Genomic DNA, 17,243 nt, shown 5'->3' with positions numbered 1-17,243 from the left:
ATGTCCGCCACGGCCCCCGCAAATACGCCCAGGCACGCCAAAGCAACGAAAAGCGACAGAATATCCCTCCTGTTGGAAGGAAGCGAGGCCTGTGAAAGAAAGCGAAATATTTACAGTGTAAATTTATCGTTATATATTCGGCGGCTGTGAAGTTTTGCCGCATTGGCTTCGATTCGCTTCCAATTGGCTTCCATCCGCTTTCATTTGCTCCCATTCAGCCCAGACTTGCCCCGACATCCGACGACATGCGCAGCAGCATCCTTGCCATTTTTCTGAGTCTATCCTGCCTGGCCACGGCACCTTGCCAGGCCGATCAGGTCGCCGAGGATTTCCACACCGTCCGTCAGCAGCTCGCGGATGAGCCTTCGCTGCTCGAACGTACCGGCGAAAGCGCCGAAAAGGCGGCCGAACGCGCCCTGGCCTTCATTGGAATACGTTATCGGCGCGGCGGCAGTTCACCGGAAACCGGCTTCGACTGCAGTGGCCTCGTCAATCATGTTTTCAAGAGCGTCGGCACCGTGCTGCCGCGCACGGCGCGCGAAATGAGCCACCGAGGCGAAACCGTCCATAAGGACGAGTTGCAGCCAGGCGATCTGGTGTTCTTCAATACCATGCGCCGCGCCTTTTCCCACGTCGGCATCTATCTGGGCAACCAGCAGTTCGTCCATGCCCCGGCCTCCGGCGGCAAGGTGCGCATCGACGATTTGCGAGAGAAATACTGGGGCAAGCGCTACAACGGCGCCCGGCGCATCGACGGCATATAACCGAACCGCCGAACGGCCTGCTTGCCGGCATCGGCTGCCGTAACCCACGGTCTGCAATCTGCAGCCTGATTCGCTACCCGGACGCAGCCCTCCCGATTCCCGAGCTTTCCGGCGCTACTGGCGTCATTGACGCTGTTGGCGCTCTTCCCGCAGCTTCGCCAGCTTGCGCCTGAGTTCAGGCAGCAGCACGGCGACGGCCTTTTCGCCTTCCAGCACGGCCAGGTGGCGATCCTGAAAGCTGGTTGCGCGGATGTTCGGCGTTTCCGGACGAATCACCATGTCGGCTTCCGGCAGCTCATGCCGGCCGATGCTCTGCCCCATGATCGCAAAGGTCTGCAGCAGCACGTCGAGCGTGCTCTGCACCCGGCCATATTGCGGTCGAGCGCTGATATCCACGGCAATCACGAAGTCGGCCCCAAGCGAGCGCGCCACGCGCACCGGCACGGGATGAACCAGGCCGCCATCGACATACTCATGCCCATTGATCACGACCGGCTGAAACACGCCCGGCACGCTGCTCGACGCCCGCACCGCCATGCCGGTGTTGCCGCTGCGGAAAACCGCAGCTTCGCCGCTTTGCAGATCGGTTGCCACGACGGCGAACAAACGAGGCATCTTTTCCAGCGGCCGCTGATTGACGGCGCGATTGACGAAATCCTGCAAAGCCTCACCCTTGATGACGCCACGCGCCGGCAGAGACCAGTCGGCCACCTGCCCTTCGTCCATCTGCAAGGCCAGTTTCTGCAGTTCGAAACCGCTGTGGCCGGCGGCATACAGAGCCCCGACCACCGCGCCCGCACTCGTGCCGACGATGATGTCCGGCACGATGCCCTGCGCCTCCAGCGCCTTGATCACGCCGACATGGGCAAAGCCGCGCGCCGCGCCGCCGCCCAGCGCCAGAGCGATCCTGGGCGGCGGAGGCGGAGATGGCGGCTGCGACTTGGCGGCGGGCGCAGGTACGGCAGGCGGCGGTTCCTTGAACGGCAGCCACTGGGCGCAGGCGGAGAGCAGAAAAACGACGAGGACTGCGGAAAAAAGACTCGATCCGCATCCCGCCCGGCAGGGAAACTTCTTCATGGTGCGTGAATTCTAGCCTGCCTCGATCTTCCCGGCCCTGTTTCCGGCCCCGAACGGCAGCCCCGCCGCCGCGCCGGACGCGCGGAATGTCCTGCCGCCAGTCGAAAGTGAGCCAGACAGAAGCCGTATCGGGGCTGCCCACTCGAATCGTAAATAAACAGCAACAAATTGTTGCGAATTATTCTCATTTACAAATCACGATTTCTTCTCTATCATCGGCGCTTCAGATTTGTCATCCGCTGCCATCAGCTTCCACCCAGGAAATCGCGTCATGATCATGAACCTGCGTCCCACCCGCTACCTGCTCGCATGCTGCCTTGCCCTGGCGCTCCCGCTGGGCCAAACGGCCCAGGCTGCCGAAGAAAACGTGCTCAATCTGTATTCGGCACGTCATTATCAAACCGACGAGGCACTCTACAGCGAGTTCACCAAACAAACCGGCATCAAGATCAATCGCATCGAAGGCAAGGAAGAAGAACTGCTGGAGCGCATCCGCAACGAAGGCGCGAACAGCCCGGCAGATGTCCTGCTCACCGTCGATGCCGCGCGCCTGGCCGCCGCCGACGATCTCGGCCTGTTCGCGCCGGTCAGCTCGAAGCTGCTCGAATCACGCATTCCGGTGCATCTGCGCACGGCCAACTGGTTCTCTTTCTCGACGCGCGCCCGGGTCATCGTATATGCCAAACGCAGCATCAAAGCGGATGAAGTGCGCAATTACGCCGATCTCGCCAAGCCCGCGCTGAAGGGCAAGGTCTGCTCGCGCTCCGGTTCGCATCCCTACAACCTGTCGCTGCTGGCCTCCATCATCGCCCATGAGGGCGAAGCGAAGGCCGAAGAATGGGCGCGCGGCGTCGTCGCCAATTTCGCCCGCCCGCCGAAAGGCGGCGACACCGACCAGATCAAGGCGGTCGCCGCCGGCGAGTGCGACGTGGCACTCAGCAACAGCTACTATGTGGCGCGTCTGATGCGCTCGGGAAAAGCGGATGACCGCAAGCTCGCCGAACGCATCGGCGTCGTCTGGCCCGACCAGCAGGGCAACGGCACCCACATCAACGTTTCCGGCGGCGGCATGCTGAAAACCGCGCCGCACAAGGAAGCGGCAGTGAAGTTCCTCGAATATCTCGCCAGCGATGCGTCCCAGCGCTACTTTGCCGACGGCAACAACGAATGGCCGGTCGTTGCCGGCGTCAAGGTCAGCAACCCCGCCCTCGACAGCCTCGGCCCGTTCAAGGCCGACACCCTGGAAGTCGGCGAGCTCGCGAAATACCGCGCCAAGGCCCAGATGATTTTCGACCGCGCCGGCTTCCGCTGAAGCGCAACTGAAGCGAAGCGTAAAGCGCCCCACGCCGCCAAACACACCAAGCAGCGCAACTTTTTCCCCTGGTTTACGCCCCGTTCATCGGGGCGTTTTTTTTGCTGCCGCCAGATCAACGCCCGCCGCGGGCAATCTGGCGCGAAAGCACGATCAGCGGCAGGAGTCCGACGACGACGATCGCCAGCGCGGGAACCGAAGCCTCGGCCAGACGTTCGTCCGCCGCCAGGGTGTAAGTCTGGGTTGCCAGCGTATCGAAATTGAACGGCCGCATCACCAGAGTTGCCGGCAGTTCCTTCATCACATCGACGAACACCAGCAAGCCGGCCGTCAGCAGGCTGCCGCGCAGCATCGGCAGATGCACGCGGCGCAAGGTTGCCGTCTGGCCGAGTCCCAGGCTGCGGGCAGCGGCATCCATGCTTGGCGTGATCTTGGCCAGACTGGCCTGTACCGATTGCAGCGCCACCGCCAGTACGCGCACCAGATAGGCATATACCAGCGCGGCAATCCCGCCGGTCAGGAGCAGGCCGGGATTGTCGCCGGTCAACGACAGCCACTGCGCGGCAAGCCAGTGATCGAGGCGCGTCACGGGAATCAGCACACCGACGGCAATCACCGAGCCCGGCACGGCATAACCCAGGCCGACCAGGCGATTCAGCGCCGCTGCGGCATGCCCTTTCGACAGACGGGCGCCGTAGGCCAGCAACAGGGCCAGCGCAACCGCCAGCAGGCTGCTCAGACCGGCGAGCAGAAAACTGTTGCCGGAAAGTTCGATGAAACGCATGCCGAACCGCGCTTCCTCATCAAGCAGTGCCAGCCGCAGCAGCAGGCCGCCGGGCAGCAGGAAACCGCAGAACAGCGGCAGCATGCAGGCCAGCCAGGCGGCGAGCGCACGGCCACCGCGCAGCCTGCCGCGCGCCGGACGATTGCGTCCCGTGGTGTTGTAGAACCGCGCCCGTCCCTGCGAATGGCGTTCAAGCGCCAGCAACAGAATCACGAATCCGAGCAGCAAGGCGGCCAGTTGCGCGGCAGCCGTCCGGTCGCCGAGTGAAAACCAGGCGCGATAAATTCCGGTGGTGAATGTCTGCACGGCGAAATAGGAAACCGCCCCATAGTCGGCCAGCGTTTCCATCAAAGCCAGCGCCGCGCCGGCGGCAACGGCCGGACGCGCCAGCGGCAGCGAGACGCTGAAGAAGCTGCGCCAGGGCCCCTGCCCAAGGCTGCGCGCCGCTTCGAGCATGCCGCTGCTGCGTTCGATGAAGGCGGTGCGCGCCAGCAGATAGACGTAGGGATACATCACGCAGATGAACACGCTGACGGCGCCGCCCAGACTGCGCACTTCGGGAAACCAGTAATCGCCCCGCCCCCAGTCGAAGAACTCGCGCAAGGCCGTCTGCAGCGGGCCGGCGAACTGGAGGAAATCCGTATACACGTAGGCCAGCACGTAGGCCGGCATCGCCAGCGGCAGCACCAGCGCCCACTCGAAAATGCGCCGGCCGGGAAACTCGTGCATGACCACCAGCCAGGCGGTGGCCACGCCGACGACGATCACGCCCAAGCCGACCCCGAGGCACAGCCACAGCGTATTGGCGACATATTCCGGCAACACGGTGGCGGCCAGATGACGCCAGATTTCCTCGGTACCGCCGCTGAAGATATTTGCCAATACGCTGGCGACCGGCAAACCTACCAGCACTGCGATGAGTGCGGCAAACAAAAGCAGGAAGTTGAGGCGCGGGATCGTCATGTGTCGGCTTTGTGGATGGGAATTATAATTGCCCGCTCCTCCTGGCCGCCATCATTGCCACGCACCACGTCCCACGCACCACGCACGCTGCGCATTTACGGCATTTTTGCCGGAACAGATCATATCCATGGCATTTCTCGAGCTTGCCGGCATCATCCAGCGTTACGGTAGTCACACTGTCGTCGATGGCGTCAGCCTGGCCGTTGAACGCGGCAGCATCGCCTGCCTGCTGGGACCCTCGGGCTGCGGCAAGACCACGCTGCTGCGCTGCATTGCCGGCTTCGAGGAAATCGCCGCCGGTGAAATCCGCGTCGCCGCAAATACACTGAGCCGGGCCGGCATGATGCTGCCACCCGAGCAGCGGCAGATCGGCATGGTATTCCAGGATTACGCCCTCTTCCCGCATCTGAGCGTTGCCGACAACATCGGCTTCGGCCTGCGTGGTCGCAACCCTCTGCCGAAGGCGCAACGCAAGACGCGGGTTGCGGAACTGCTGGCCACGGTTGGCCTGGCCGGCCAGGAAAACAAATTTCCGCACGAGCTCTCCGGCGGCCAGCAACAGCGCGTCGCCCTCGCCCGCGCCCTGGCGCCGCGCCCGCAACTGATCCTCCTCGACGAGCCTTTCTCCAATCTGGATGTCGACCTGCGCGAGCGTCTCTCGCTCGAGGTGCGCGAGATACTCAAGCAGCAGGGCATCACCGCCGTGCTGGTGACCCACGACCAGCACGAAGCCTTTGCCATGGCCGATGAAGTCGGCGTCATGGCGCAGGGGCGCATCCAGCAATGGGATACGCCCTACAACCTCTACCACCGCCCGGCCAACCGCTGCGTCGCCGATTTCGTCGGCCAGGGCGTCTTTCTTCCCGGCAGACTCCTCGATCCCTGCTGCGTCGAAATCGAACTCGGCCGCATCTGCGTGGCGCAACCCATCCATTGCGCGCAGGATGCCTGCCGGGGACAGGCGCAGAACACCGAAAGCATTGAAATCCTGCTGCGCCCCGACGACATCATCCACGATGACAGTAGCCCGTTGCATGCCGAAGTCCGCCACAAGGCCTTTCGCGGCGCCGAGATCCTGTACACCCTGCGTCTGGGCAGCGGCATGGAAGTGCTGTCCCTGGTACCTTCGCACCACAACCACGCCATCGGCGAATCCATCGGCATCCGCCTGGACGTCAGCCATGTCGTCGCCTTCAGGAATGAACACGCCGAACACGCCGGCTCATCGCCAGCACACGGCCCAGCCGCCGCGCTTCGCTGACGCCGCATGATCCCCCTGCTGCAACGCGATGATCCGTTCCCGCCGGTGGAACAGGCGCTGCGCGAACCGAACGGACTGCTCTGCGCCGGCGCCGATCTGTCGCCCGAGCGGCTGCTTGCCGCCTATCGTCGCGGCATCTTTCCCTGGTATTCGCCGGGCGACCCGCTGCTGTGGTGGAGTCCCGATCCGCGCATGGTGCTGTTCCCCGCCGAGTTGAAAATCTCGCGCTCGCTGGCCAGGACGCTGCGCAACCGCGCCTACGAAGTGCGCCTCGATACCCGCTTCGGCCGCGTCATGGCAGAGTGCGCGGCGCCACGCCATGCCCAACCCGGCACCTGGATCAGCCCGGAAATGCAGCTTGCCTACACGCGCCTGCACGCGCTTGGCCACGCGCACTCGGTCGAAACCTGGATCGATGGCGAGCTGGCCGGCGGCCTGTATGGCGTCGCGCTGGGCCGGGTCTTCTATGGCGAGTCGATGTTCGCGCGGGTACGCGACGCCTCGAAGATCGCCCTCGTCCACCTGTGCCGCCATCTCGAACGGAACGGCTTTGTCATGATAGATTGCCAAATGAAGACGACGCATCTGGCCACGCTCGGCGCCCGCGAGATTTCCCGCGGTGAATTCCTTGCCCGGCTTGCCGCCTCAACGACGGACCAGCCACGGGATGGCGCCGGATGCTGGGCGGCCGGTGCGACGCTGAAACCGCATGGCAATGACACAACCCATCGTCGACATGACTTCGGCAGGACATGAGCAAGCTTCACGAACCCCATTTCTCGCAACTGCAGTTCTACACCACCGCGCCCTACGGTTGCTCCTACCTGCCCAACCGTATCGCGCGCTCGCAGGTTGCCACGCCCAACCACCTGATCGACCAGACCCTCTATAGCGAACTGGTGCGCGCCGGTTTCCGGCGCAGCGGCTCATTCACCTATCGCCCTTTCTGCGACGCCTGCCGGGCCTGCATACCGGTGCGCCTGCCGGTCGCCCGCTTCGTGCCGACGCGCAGCCAGCGCCGCGCCCTGGCACGCAACAGCAATCTGGTCGCCACGCAACGCTCCCTGGTGTTTCGCGAGGAGCATTACGCCCTCTACCAGCGCTACCAGCAAAGCCGCCACAGCGGCGGCGGCATGGACCTCGACAGCCGCAACCAGTACGCGCAGTTTCTGCTGCAAAGCCATGTCGACAGCCGCCTGATCGAATTCCGTGACGGCGAGGCCGAAGGCAGCACCTTGCGTATGATCAGCATCATCGATCTGCTGCCGGACGGCCTTTCATCCGTCTACACCTTCTACGATCCGGACCTGCCGCAAGCCAGCCTGGGCACCTACGGCATCCTCTGGCAGATCGCCCAGTGCGCGCACATGGGACTGCAGTACGTCTATCTCGGCTACTGGATCGAGGACAGTCCCAAGATGGCCTACAAGTCCAACTTCCAGCCGCTGGAAATGCTCATCGGCGGCCAATGGACCGAACAGCCCAAGGAAGAGTGATCAGCAAGCAACGCTCATTCGAGCGATTGTCCGGCCATCCATTGCTGCCAGCGCCAGGTATCGCGGCACATGTCGTCGATGTCCAGGCGGGCCGACCAGCCAAGCAATTCACGTGCGCGGCCGGGATCCGCATAGCACTGCGCGACGTCGCCCGGCCGGCGCGCCACGATGCGATGGGGAATCGCGCGTCCGCTGGCCCGCTCGAAAGCGCGCAACATCTCCAGCACGCTGCAGCCCCGGCCGGTACCGAGATTCACCACCAGCGGCGCATCGTGCCGCGGCAGCGCCGCCAGGGCGGCCAGATGCCCTTTTGCCAGATCGACGACATGGATGTAATCGCGTATGCCGGTGCCATCCGGCGTCGGATAGTCGTCGCCATACACCGAAAGCTCGCGCAACCTGCCGGCGGCGACCTGGGCCACATACGGCATCAGGTTGTTCGGAATCCCTGTGGGATCCTCCCCGATCATGCCCGAAGCATGCGCCCCGACGGGGTTGAAGTAGCGCAGCAGCGCGATGCGCCAGCGGACATCGGATCTGGCGAGATCCCGCAGCATCTCCTCGATCATCAGCTTGCTGCGTCCGTAGGGATTCGTCGCCGACAGCGGAAAGTCCTCACGGATGGGCACGCTGCGCGGATCGCCATACACCGTCGCCGAAGAGGAAAACACCAGCGTGCGCACCCCCGCCTCGGCCATGCACTCGAACAGCACCAGGCTGCCGGCCACGTTGTTGTCGTAATAGCGCAAGGGCTGGACGACCGACTCGCCCACCGCCTTGAGCCCGGCGAAATGAATCACCGCCGAGACCGGATAGGCCTCGAACAAGCCACGCATCGCCCGGCGATCGCGGACATCCGCCGCGACATGCAGCGGCACGCGCCCCGCAATGCGGCCAATGCGTTCGATAACCGATGCCTTGCTGTTGGAGTGATTGTCGACGATCAGCACCTCATGGCCCGCCGCCAGCAACTCCACCACCGTATGCGAACCGATATAGCCCGCGCCGCCCGTCACCAATATCATGTCAATTCCGTCGCTCGTCGTTCTCGTTGCTGACTTCCTGCACCGGACAGGCAGTCATTCCCGGCAGCATGGCCGCAGACTCGCGATGATAAGTGAAGAATGCAAAGAATGCGCCGGCATGGCCCACCATCACAGTCCAGCATATCGAATTGACTTATAATGCATGGCTCCATCCATGCTTGCTTCGGCTGACGCCGGGCAATGGTCAAACCACCCGAACGGCGGCGCTGCAACCTGCAACCGCCGTTTCACAAAACAAGGGAAATTTCATGGAACGCGATGTCATGGAATTCGATGTGCTGATCGTCGGCGGCGGCCCTGCCGGCCTCGCCGCGGCGATCCGCCTCAAGCAGCTCAATGCCGAACTCAACGTCTGCCTGATCGAGAAGGGCTCGGAAATCGGCGCCCACATCCTCTCCGGCGCCATCATGGATCCACAGGCCCTGACCGAACTGCTCCCCGACTGGCAGGCCCAGGGCGCCCCGCTCGACACGCCGGTGACCGAAGACCGCTTCGTCTTCCTGTCGGCGGCCGGCAGCTTCCAGGTACCCGGCTTCATGCTGCCCGAGTGCTTCCAGAACCACGGCAACTACATCATCAGCCTGGGCAACGTCTGCCGCTGGCTCGGCCAGCAGGCCGAAGCGCTGGGCGTGGAAATCTACCCCGGCTTCGCCGGCGCCGGCGTGCTCTACAACGACGACGGCAGTGTCAAGGGCGTGGTCACCGGCGACATGGGCGTGGGCAAGGATGGCCAGCCCGGCCCGGCCTTTCAGCCCGGCATGGAACTGCACGCCAAATACACCCTGTTCGCCGAAGGCTGCCGCGGCCATCTGGGCAAGCAGCTCGAACAGAAGTTCAACCTGCGCAACGGCGCCGACCCACAGGTCTACGGCATCGGCATCAAGGAACTCTGGGAAATCCAGCCCGACAAGCACGTCAAGGGCATGGCCATGCACACGGCCGGCTGGCCGCTGCCGAACGACACCTACGGCGGCTCGTTCTGCTATCACTACGGCGACAATCTCGTCTCGATCGGCTACGTCGTCGGCCTCGGCTACAGCAATCCGCACCTCTCGCCGTTCGAGGAATTCCAGCGTTACAAGACCCACCCGCAGATTCGCGCCATGCTCGAAGGCGGCAAGCGCATCTCCTACGGCGCCCGCGCCATCTCGGCCGGCGGCCTGCAGGCGCTGCCCAAGCTGATCTTCCCGGGCGGCGCGCTGCTCGGCGACGACGCCGGCTTCCTCAACGTCTCACGCATCAAGGGCAGCCATGCCGCCCTCAAGAGCGGCATGATGGCCGCCGAAGCGGTGGCCGATGCGCTGGCCGCCGGCCGCAGCGCGGATGAACTCACCAGCTATCCGCAGAAATTCCGCGAAAGCTGGCTCTACGAAGAACTGCACCGGGCGCGCAACTTCAAGCCGTGGATGAGCAAGGGCCTCTACATGGGCACGCTGATGGTCGGCCTCGACCAGGTGGTGTTCCGCGGCAAGGCGCCCTGGACGCTGCACCACACGGCCGATCACCTCAAGCTGAAGAAGGCTGCCGAGTGCGCGCCCATCGACTACCCGAAGCCCGACGGCGTGATCAGCTTCGATCGCCTCTCCTCGGTGTTCCTCTCCAACACCAATCACGAGGAAGATGAGCCCTGCCACCTGCAACTGAAGGACCCGGCAGTGCCGATGAAAATCAACCTGCCGCTTTACGATGCGCCCGAGCAGCGCTACTGCCCGGCAGGCGTGTATGAAGTCCTCAAGGACGACACCGGCAACCCGCGCCTGCAGATCAACGCGCAGAACTGCCTGCACTGCAAGACCTGCGACATCAAGGATCCCACCCAGAACATCAACTGGATGGTGCCGCAAGGCGGCGAAGGGCCGGTGTATCCGGGAATGTAGGCGGCCAGCCTATAAGTCCCTCCGGCCCCTCTGAGCGTAGGGGCGGTTTAAAACCCGCCCCTACGAGTCCCCCGCTCTGTTGCCGCAAACCCAGGCATCAAAGCATCTCCTCCGCGATTTCCAGCGCCGATGCCCCGCCCTGCACGACGGTCTGCGCGAGGCCCGCGGCTTGCGCCAACAGGTGATCGGCGTAGAAGCGCGCGGTAACGATCTTCGCCGGATAAAAAGCATCGCCGTCGCCGGCCGCAATCCTGGCCTGCGCGACGAGCGCGGCGCGACCCATCTGCCAGCCGCCGCAGACGATGCCCATCAGCCTGAGGAAGGGCACGGCGCCGACCGAAACCGTGGCGGTGTCGTCGCCATAGCCGGCGAGGATATGGGCAACGCACTCCTCGACGGCGGCGATCCCCTTGCCGAGTGCTTCGCCGATGGCCTTGATCTGGCCGCCGGCCTGCTTCAGTTCGGCCTCGGTAGCGCGCATCTGCGCGATGACGGTCTTGACCGTGGCGCCGCCTTCGCGGGCGATCTTGCGGCCGATCAGGTCGTTGGCCTGGATGCCCGTGGTGCCTTCGTAGATCGTGGTGATGCGCGCATCGCGCATATACTGCGCGGCACCCGTTTCCTCGATGAAGCCCATGCCGCCATGCACCTGCACGCCCAGGTAGGCGATCTCGTTGGCGGTCTCGGTAAGCCAGCCCTTGACGACCGGAATCATCAGGTCGACGTGAGCCTGGCTCTGCGCGCGCGCCTCGGCATCGGGATGGCGCAGCGCGGCGTCGTGGTGCGCGGCGACGCTGTAGGCCAGCGCGCGCATCGCCTCGGTCTGCGACTTCATCAGCATCAGCATGCGGCGCACGTCGGGATGCTTGCTGATGCTCACATTTCCCGGCAGACGGCCGCTGATGTCGCGCCCCTGCACGCGCTCCCTGGCATAGGCCAGGGCATGCTGGTAAGCGCGCTCGGCAATCCCCAGACCTTCCAGGCCAACGGAAAAACGCGCCGCATTCATCATGATGAACATGTATTTGAGGCCGGCGTTTTCCTCGCCCACCAGCGTGCCGATGGCGCCGCCGCCAAAATTGCCGGCATCGCCAAACGCCATCACGCAGGTCGGACAGGCATGGATGCCCAGCTTGTGCTCGACGGAAACGCAATAGGCATCGTTGCGCGCGCCCAGCGAGCCGTCGGCATTGACGAGGAACTTCGGCACCACGAACAGGGAAATGCCTTTCACCCCCGGCGGCGCGTCGGGCGTGCGGGCGAGCACCAGATGAACGATGTTCTCGCTCATGTCATGGTCGCCGTAAGTGATGAATATCTTCTGGCCGAAGATGCGGTAGGTACCATCCGCCTGCGGCACGGCGCGCGCGCGTATCGCCGCCAGATCGGAGCCTGCCTGCGGCTCGGTGAGGTTCATGGTGCCAGTCCAGCGCCCTTGCACCATGTTGGGCAAATAGCATGCCTTCTGCGCTTCCGAACCGCTCAGCTCCAGCGCCTCGATGGCCCCGGAGGTCAGCAGCGGACAGAGGGAAAACGACAGATTCGCCGCCATCCACATTTCCTGCACGGCGGCACCGAGCAGCTTGGGCAAGCCCTGCCCGCCATATTCCGGATCGGCGGAATAGCCATTCCAGCCGGCGTCGATGAACTGCTGATAAGCCTCCCGGAAGCCGGCCGCCATGCGTACCCGTCCACCCTCCTCGGCCTCCCAGCGGATGCGTGCGCGATCGCCACTGACGTTCAGCGGCGAGAGCACGCCGCTGGAGAATTTCGCCGATTCATCGAGCACCGCTTCGGCCATGTCGCCGCCAAATTCCTCATAACCCGGCAGGCGCGCAATGCCTTCGAGATCGGCAAGCTCGTTCAGCACGAAGTGCATGTCTTTCAGGGGAGCGAGATACTCGGCCATGTTTCTTCTTCCTTTCCGCTTTCCGTATGGCGCTGCGTTATTGTGTGTTGCGTATTGTGTGTGCGTGTCGTGTGACGCAGTCGAGCCGCAGAGCATAGCATGCAGCCCATGACGACCAAGCGGACATCAAGGACAGCGAAAACTGCGGGTCGAACAAGAGAAAACCGGGAGCGGCCTTGCGGCTCACTCCCGGTTTTTCTTGCGGCTCATGGGCATCCGCGCCTGCCCGTGGCAGACGTTCTGCCTTGGTGCATCAACCGATTTCAGCCAGCAGTTCCGGCACGGCAGTGAACAGATCGGCCACCAGACCGTAGTCGGCGACCTGGAAGATCGGCGCATCGGGATCCTTGTTGATGGCGACGATCACCTTGCTGTCCTTCATCCCGGCCAGATGCTGGATGGCGCCGGAAATGCCGACGGCGATGTAGAGCTGCGGCGCGACGATCTTGCCGGTCTGGCCGACCTGATAGTCGTTGGGCACGTAGCCGGCATCGACGGCGGCACGCGAAGCGCCCAGCGCGGCGTTGAGCTTGTCGGCCAGCGGCTCCAGCACGCTCTTGTAGTTCTCGGCCGAACCCATGCCGCGACCGCCGGAAACGACGATCTTGGCCGCGCCCAGTTCCGGACGGGCGCTCTTGACGATTTCACGACCGACGACCTTGCTCAGGCCCGAGTCGGCGGCAGCGGCAATCGCCTCGACCGCGGCACTGCCGCCTTCGGCAGCGACGGCATCGAAACCGGTGGTGCGCACGGTGATGACCTTGACCGCATCCGCGCTCTTCACCGTGGCCATGGCATTGCCGGCGTAGGTCGGGCGAACGAAGGTGTCAGCGGATTCGACTGCGGTGATTTCCGAGATCTGCGCGACATCCAGCAGGGCCGCCACGCGCGGCAGCATGTTCTTGCCGGTCACCGTGGCCGGCGCCAGGATGTGGCTGTAGCCGGCGGCATTGGCCACCACCAGGGCGGCGACGTTCTCGGCCGTCTGTTCGGCGTAGATGGCGTTGTCGGCAACCTTGACCTTGGCCACGCCGGCAATCCTGGCAGCGGCTGCGGCCGCGTCGCCGCAACCGGCGCCGGCGACCAGCACATGCACCTCGCCGCCGATCTTCTGGGCAGCGGCAACGGTATTCAGCGTTGCGCCATTGATCGCGGCATTGTTGTGTTCAGCAATAACGAGAATAGCCATCAGATCACCTTCGCTTCATTCTTGAGTTTGTTGACCAGTTCCTTGACGTCGGCCACTTTCACGCCGGCACCGCGCTTGGCGGGCTCGGCCACTTTCAGGGTGGTCAGACGCGGCGTCACATCGACGCCCAGATCGGCCGGCTTGAGCGTATCGAGCGGCTTCTTCTTGGCCTTCATGATGTTGGGCAGCGTGGCGTAGCGCGGCTCGTTCAAGCGCAGGTCGGTGGTCACCACCGCCGGCAGCTTGAGTTCCAGCGTTTCGGAACCGCCGTCGACTTCGCGCGTCACCGTGGCCTTGCCATCGGCGATCACCACTTTCGAAGCGAAGGTGGCCTGCGCCCAACCCGCCAGCGCGGCGAACATTTGCCCGGTCTGGTTGGAGTCGTCGTCGATGGCCTGCTTGCCGAAGATCACCAGTTGCGGCTGCTCCTTGTCGGCCACGGCCTTGATCAGCTTGGCAACCGCCAGCGGTTGCAGGTCGGCGTCGGACTCGACCAGGATGCCGCGATCGGCGCCGATGGCCATGGCCGTGCGCAGGGTTTCCTGGCAGGCGGCCACGCCGCAGCTGACGGCGATGACTTCGGTGGCGATGCCGGCTTCCTTGAGGCGCACGGCTTCTTCGATGGCGATTTCATCGAAGGGGTTGACGGACATCTTGACGTTGGCCAGATCAACACCCGTGCCGTCAGCCTTGACGCGCACCTTGACGTTGAAATCCACCACGCGCTTTACGGGGACTAGTATCTTCAAGTCAGCATCCTCATACGTACATGAAAAAAGCAACTACACAAAAACCGGACTGCGAAAGCCGCGAATTATGCTCCAATTTGCCTCCTTCCGGGTCGCTCCGGATGGACTTTTTTCCATAAAACATCACTCCGTCAATGTTTTAAACACCCAGTCCGCGCCGAACCCCGGCGACTCGCACCTTCGCTTCGACCTCCGGAATACGGGGAATACCGGCCCTGCCCCGACCGGCCTTTTGCGCCCCGGTTTTCGCTTTGTGCCACACAGGCTTAGGCAAGATTCTGTTTATAGACAACTATCCAGCAACCAGGCGGCATGTGAATTGCCGATTGCATTATTGGATAAGCTATATTATTCTGGGATGATCAATCAGTTTGCTTGACCTCTCCCGTCGGCAGCGCTGTTGCTTGCCGTCCACATAACGCCGCAACGCCATGATGATGCCCGTCCCGAGCTCCGCGCAGGCATGAAGAACACAACGACCCGTCTCCTGCTGATCGAAGACGACCCGTCGGTCGCCACCCGCATCAACGACGCGCTTGCCGCCAGCGGCCGCGACACCCATGGGTCGTTCCATCTCGTCTGGGCGCCGACGCTGGACGGCGCTCTGCGTCAACTGGCGGGAAACACCGAACCGCTCGAATCGCCCGCACCACTCGAACCACTGATCGACGCAGCCGACGGCACCATCGGCGATCTCCCCTACAGCGCCATCCTGCTCGGACTCACGCACACCGACCACTGCGATATCGAAGCATTCGACAGAATCACCGCGGCCGCTCCCGAGCTTCCCGTGCTGCTGCTGGGCGACGCCGACGATCCGGTGCTCGAACGCCAGGCGCTGCGCCGTGGCGCCCAGGCCTACCTGCCACGCACGCTGCTGCGCAATGGCAACCTCGGCAACGCCAGCTGGCTGTTCCATACGCTGCACAACGCCATAGAACGCAAGCTGCTGATCCGCTCCCTGAAGCAGACCGAGGCAGAACTCCAGACCGAGCGCCAGCGCTTTCATGCCGTGCTTGCCTCGGCCAGCGACGGCATCATCGCGCTGGATGCCGAAGGCCGGATCACGCACATGAATGCCGTGGCCGAAAAACTCTCCGGCTGGCCGCTGCACGAAGCGCTCGACCGTCCCTTGGCCGACATCTACCGCACGATCGACGGCAAAACCCGTCAGCCCGTCGAATCCACGCTCGACAGGATGCTGAGGGAAAACCGTTCCAGCGGCTTTGGCACGAGCGCCATCCTGCTGCATCGCGACAACGGGGAATTCAGCATCGAGGATGCGCTCACCCAGTTTCGCGATCCCGCCGGCCAAACGACGGGCAGCCTGCTGGTGTTTCGCGACGTCGGCGATACGCAGGGCATGGCCATGAAAATGGCCTACCTAGCGCAGCATGACGCATTGACCGGCCTGCCCAACCGTTCCCTGATGCACGACCGGCTGGCCCAGGCCGTCACCCTGGCCGGCCGCTACTCGCGCAAGGCCGCCCTGCTTTACATGGATGTCGATCGTTTCAAGAACATCAACGATTCGCTCGGCCATCCAATCGGCGACAAGCTGCTGCAAGTGATCGCCGACCGCCTGCTGACCTGCGTGCGCTACTCGGATACGGTGAGCCGCCAGGGCGGCGACGAATTCGTCATCCTGCTCACGGAAATCGAGCAATCCCACGACGCGGCGATCTGCGCGGAAAAAATCCTCAACGCACTATCCAGGCCGATCGCCATCGACAGCCACCAGATCTATATCACCTCGAGTATCGGCATCAGCCTTTATCCGGATGACGGCAAGGATACCGAAGCCCTCATTCGCAGCGCCGATCTCGCGATGTATCACGCCAAGGCCGGTGGACGCGCCAATTTCCAGTTTTTCCGCCAGACGATGAATGAGCGTCTGGTACAGCGCCAATCGCTGGAAGACACGCTGCGCAATGCCCTGAAAAAACGCCAGTTCATTCTTCACTACCAGCCCAAGATCGATCTCGAAAATGGCGCCATCACCGGCGCCGAGGCGCTGGTGCGCTGGAATCATCCCGAGCGGGGACTGATTTCACCGGCGCTGTTCGTGCCGGTCGCCGAGGAATGCGGGCTCATGCAGCAGATCGGACAATGGGTGCTGCGCGAAGCCTGCCGGCAAATGCAGAACTGGCAGAATGCCGGCCTGGATGTCGGGCGCGTTGCCGTCAATATTTCCACGCCGGAATTCCGCTCGCGCAACTTCGTCAACGACGTTCGCGACGCGCTTGCCGAAACCGGCATGGCGGCCGAATATCTGGAAATCGAACTCAAGGAAGCGGCGCTGATGGCCGATCTCGAGCATGCCCAGTCCAGACTGTCGGAACTCAAGGAACTCGGCGTCAATATTGCCATCGACGATTTCGGCACGGGCCATTCCAGCCTCCGCCAATTGAAGCGCTTCCCTATCGACAGCCTGAAAATCGACCGATCCTTCGTGCAGTGCATGACCAAGGATCCCGCCGATGCGGCCATCGTCAGTGCCGTCATCAGCATGGGCAAGAGCCTCAACTACCGCGTCGTCGCCGAAGGCGTGGAAACGCGCGAGCAGCACCTGTTCCTGCAAGCCAATCTCTGCGATGAAAGCCAGGGCCATCATTTCAGCCGGCCGCTGAATGCCGAGGGCTTCACGGCCCTGATGACGCGCAACCCGAGTCATTCGGCCGAATTGCACTGAAGCCTGCCGGCTTCAGTGCATGCTCCCGCGCAGCGATACAGATAGAGACAGCCTAAGGAAACACTGAATAAGTCCGTTCGCCCTGAGCCTGTCGAAGGGCAGGCTTTGCAACTTGCTGATTTAG

At 63.4% G+C, this 17,243-nt stretch carries 13 protein-coding genes; 7 read left to right on the top strand and 6 right to left on the bottom strand.

What is annotated here, in order from left to right; all coding sequences use genetic code 11:
- Nucleotides 1-245 precede the first annotated feature (245 nt).
- Nucleotides 246-764 (top strand): C40 family peptidase, encoded by a 519-nt coding sequence (locus SDENCHOL_RS08170; RefSeq protein WP_154716783.1) that lies wholly within the window; start codon nt 246-248, stop codon nt 762-764.
- A gap of 123 nt (nt 765-887) precedes the next feature.
- On the opposite strand, the gene SDENCHOL_RS08165 is transcribed toward SDENCHOL_RS08170, so the two are convergent.
- Nucleotides 888-1,841, bottom strand: coding sequence for a patatin-like phospholipase family protein (locus SDENCHOL_RS08165; RefSeq protein ID WP_154716782.1), 954 nt, complete (start codon nt 1,839-1,841; stop codon nt 888-890).
- A gap of 271 nt (nt 1,842-2,112) precedes the next feature.
- On the opposite strand from SDENCHOL_RS08165, the gene SDENCHOL_RS08160 reads away from it, so the two are divergent.
- A complete protein-coding gene (locus SDENCHOL_RS08160) occupies nt 2,113-3,153 on the top strand; it encodes an extracellular solute-binding protein (RefSeq protein ID WP_231912947.1) in 1,041 nt (346 codons plus the stop codon).
- 115 nt (nt 3,154-3,268) lie between these two features.
- Here SDENCHOL_RS08160 and SDENCHOL_RS08155 read toward each other — a convergent pair whose 3' ends face one another.
- Nucleotides 3,269-4,900: an ABC transporter permease gene (locus SDENCHOL_RS08155; protein WP_154716781.1), complete on the bottom strand. Its 1,632-nt coding sequence runs from the start codon at nt 4,898-4,900 to the stop codon at nt 3,269-3,271.
- A gap of 127 nt (nt 4,901-5,027) precedes the next feature.
- Here SDENCHOL_RS08155 and SDENCHOL_RS08150 point away from each other — a divergent pair, with 127 nt between their 5' ends.
- From SDENCHOL_RS08150 to SDENCHOL_RS08140, 3 genes are read left to right on the top strand one after another with little or no spacing between them, the layout of a single operon-like run.
- Nucleotides 5,028-6,161, top strand: a complete 1,134-nt coding sequence (locus SDENCHOL_RS08150; protein ID WP_154716780.1) for an ABC transporter ATP-binding protein — start codon at nt 5,028-5,030, stop codon at nt 6,159-6,161.
- A 6-nt stretch (nt 6,162-6,167) separates the two neighbouring features.
- Nucleotides 6,168-6,917 carry a leucyl/phenylalanyl-tRNA--protein transferase gene (gene aat, locus SDENCHOL_RS08145; RefSeq protein ID WP_154716779.1) on the top strand — a complete coding sequence of 250 codons (750 nt, stop codon included), beginning with the start codon at nt 6,168-6,170 and terminating at the stop codon, nt 6,915-6,917.
- Nucleotides 6,914-7,657, top strand: coding sequence for an arginyltransferase (locus SDENCHOL_RS08140; protein WP_154716778.1), 744 nt, complete (start codon nt 6,914-6,916; stop codon nt 7,655-7,657). Before aat ends, SDENCHOL_RS08140 begins: the two co-directional genes overlap by 4 nt.
- A gap of 14 nt (nt 7,658-7,671) precedes the next feature.
- Here the strand turns inward: SDENCHOL_RS08140 and galE are convergent, their stop codons facing one another.
- Nucleotides 7,672-8,682 carry a UDP-glucose 4-epimerase GalE gene (gene galE, locus SDENCHOL_RS08135; protein WP_154716777.1) on the bottom strand — a complete coding sequence of 337 codons (1,011 nt, stop codon included), beginning with the start codon at nt 8,680-8,682 and terminating at the stop codon, nt 7,672-7,674.
- A gap of 269 nt (nt 8,683-8,951) precedes the next feature.
- On the opposite strand from galE, the gene SDENCHOL_RS08130 reads away from it, so the two are divergent.
- Nucleotides 8,952-10,580, top strand: coding sequence for an electron transfer flavoprotein-ubiquinone oxidoreductase (locus SDENCHOL_RS08130; protein WP_154716776.1), 1,629 nt, complete (start codon nt 8,952-8,954; stop codon nt 10,578-10,580).
- Nucleotides 10,581-10,677: 97 nt separating this feature from the next.
- On the opposite strand, the gene SDENCHOL_RS08125 is transcribed toward SDENCHOL_RS08130, so the two are convergent.
- From SDENCHOL_RS08125 to SDENCHOL_RS08115, 3 genes are all read right to left on the bottom strand, one after another.
- Complete coding sequence (locus SDENCHOL_RS08125) at nt 10,678-12,489, bottom strand: acyl-CoA dehydrogenase (RefSeq protein ID WP_154716775.1); 1,812 nt, start codon at nt 12,487-12,489, stop codon at nt 10,678-10,680.
- A 253-nt stretch (nt 12,490-12,742) separates the two neighbouring features.
- Nucleotides 12,743-13,678, bottom strand: a complete 936-nt coding sequence (locus SDENCHOL_RS08120; RefSeq protein WP_154716774.1) for an electron transfer flavoprotein subunit alpha/FixB family protein — start codon at nt 13,676-13,678, stop codon at nt 12,743-12,745.
- Nucleotides 13,678-14,427 (bottom strand): electron transfer flavoprotein subunit beta/FixA family protein, encoded by a 750-nt coding sequence (locus SDENCHOL_RS08115; RefSeq protein ID WP_154716773.1) that lies wholly within the window; start codon nt 14,425-14,427, stop codon nt 13,678-13,680. The genes SDENCHOL_RS08120 and SDENCHOL_RS08115 overlap by 1 nt, the downstream gene beginning before the upstream one ends.
- 463 nt (nt 14,428-14,890) lie before the next feature.
- Here SDENCHOL_RS08115 and SDENCHOL_RS08110 point away from each other — a divergent pair, with 463 nt between their 5' ends.
- Nucleotides 14,891-17,119: a putative bifunctional diguanylate cyclase/phosphodiesterase gene (locus tag SDENCHOL_RS08110; RefSeq protein WP_154716772.1), complete on the top strand. Its 2,229-nt coding sequence runs from the start codon at nt 14,891-14,893 to the stop codon at nt 17,117-17,119.
- Nucleotides 17,120-17,243: the final 124 nt, after the last annotated feature.

The organism is Sterolibacterium denitrificans (assembly GCF_900174485.1).
GTDB classification, from domain to species: domain Bacteria; phylum Pseudomonadota; class Gammaproteobacteria; order Burkholderiales; family Rhodocyclaceae; genus Sterolibacterium; species Sterolibacterium denitrificans.
Note: the sequence above shows the minus strand (reverse complement) of the source record. Positions and strands in the feature narration are given on the sequence as shown.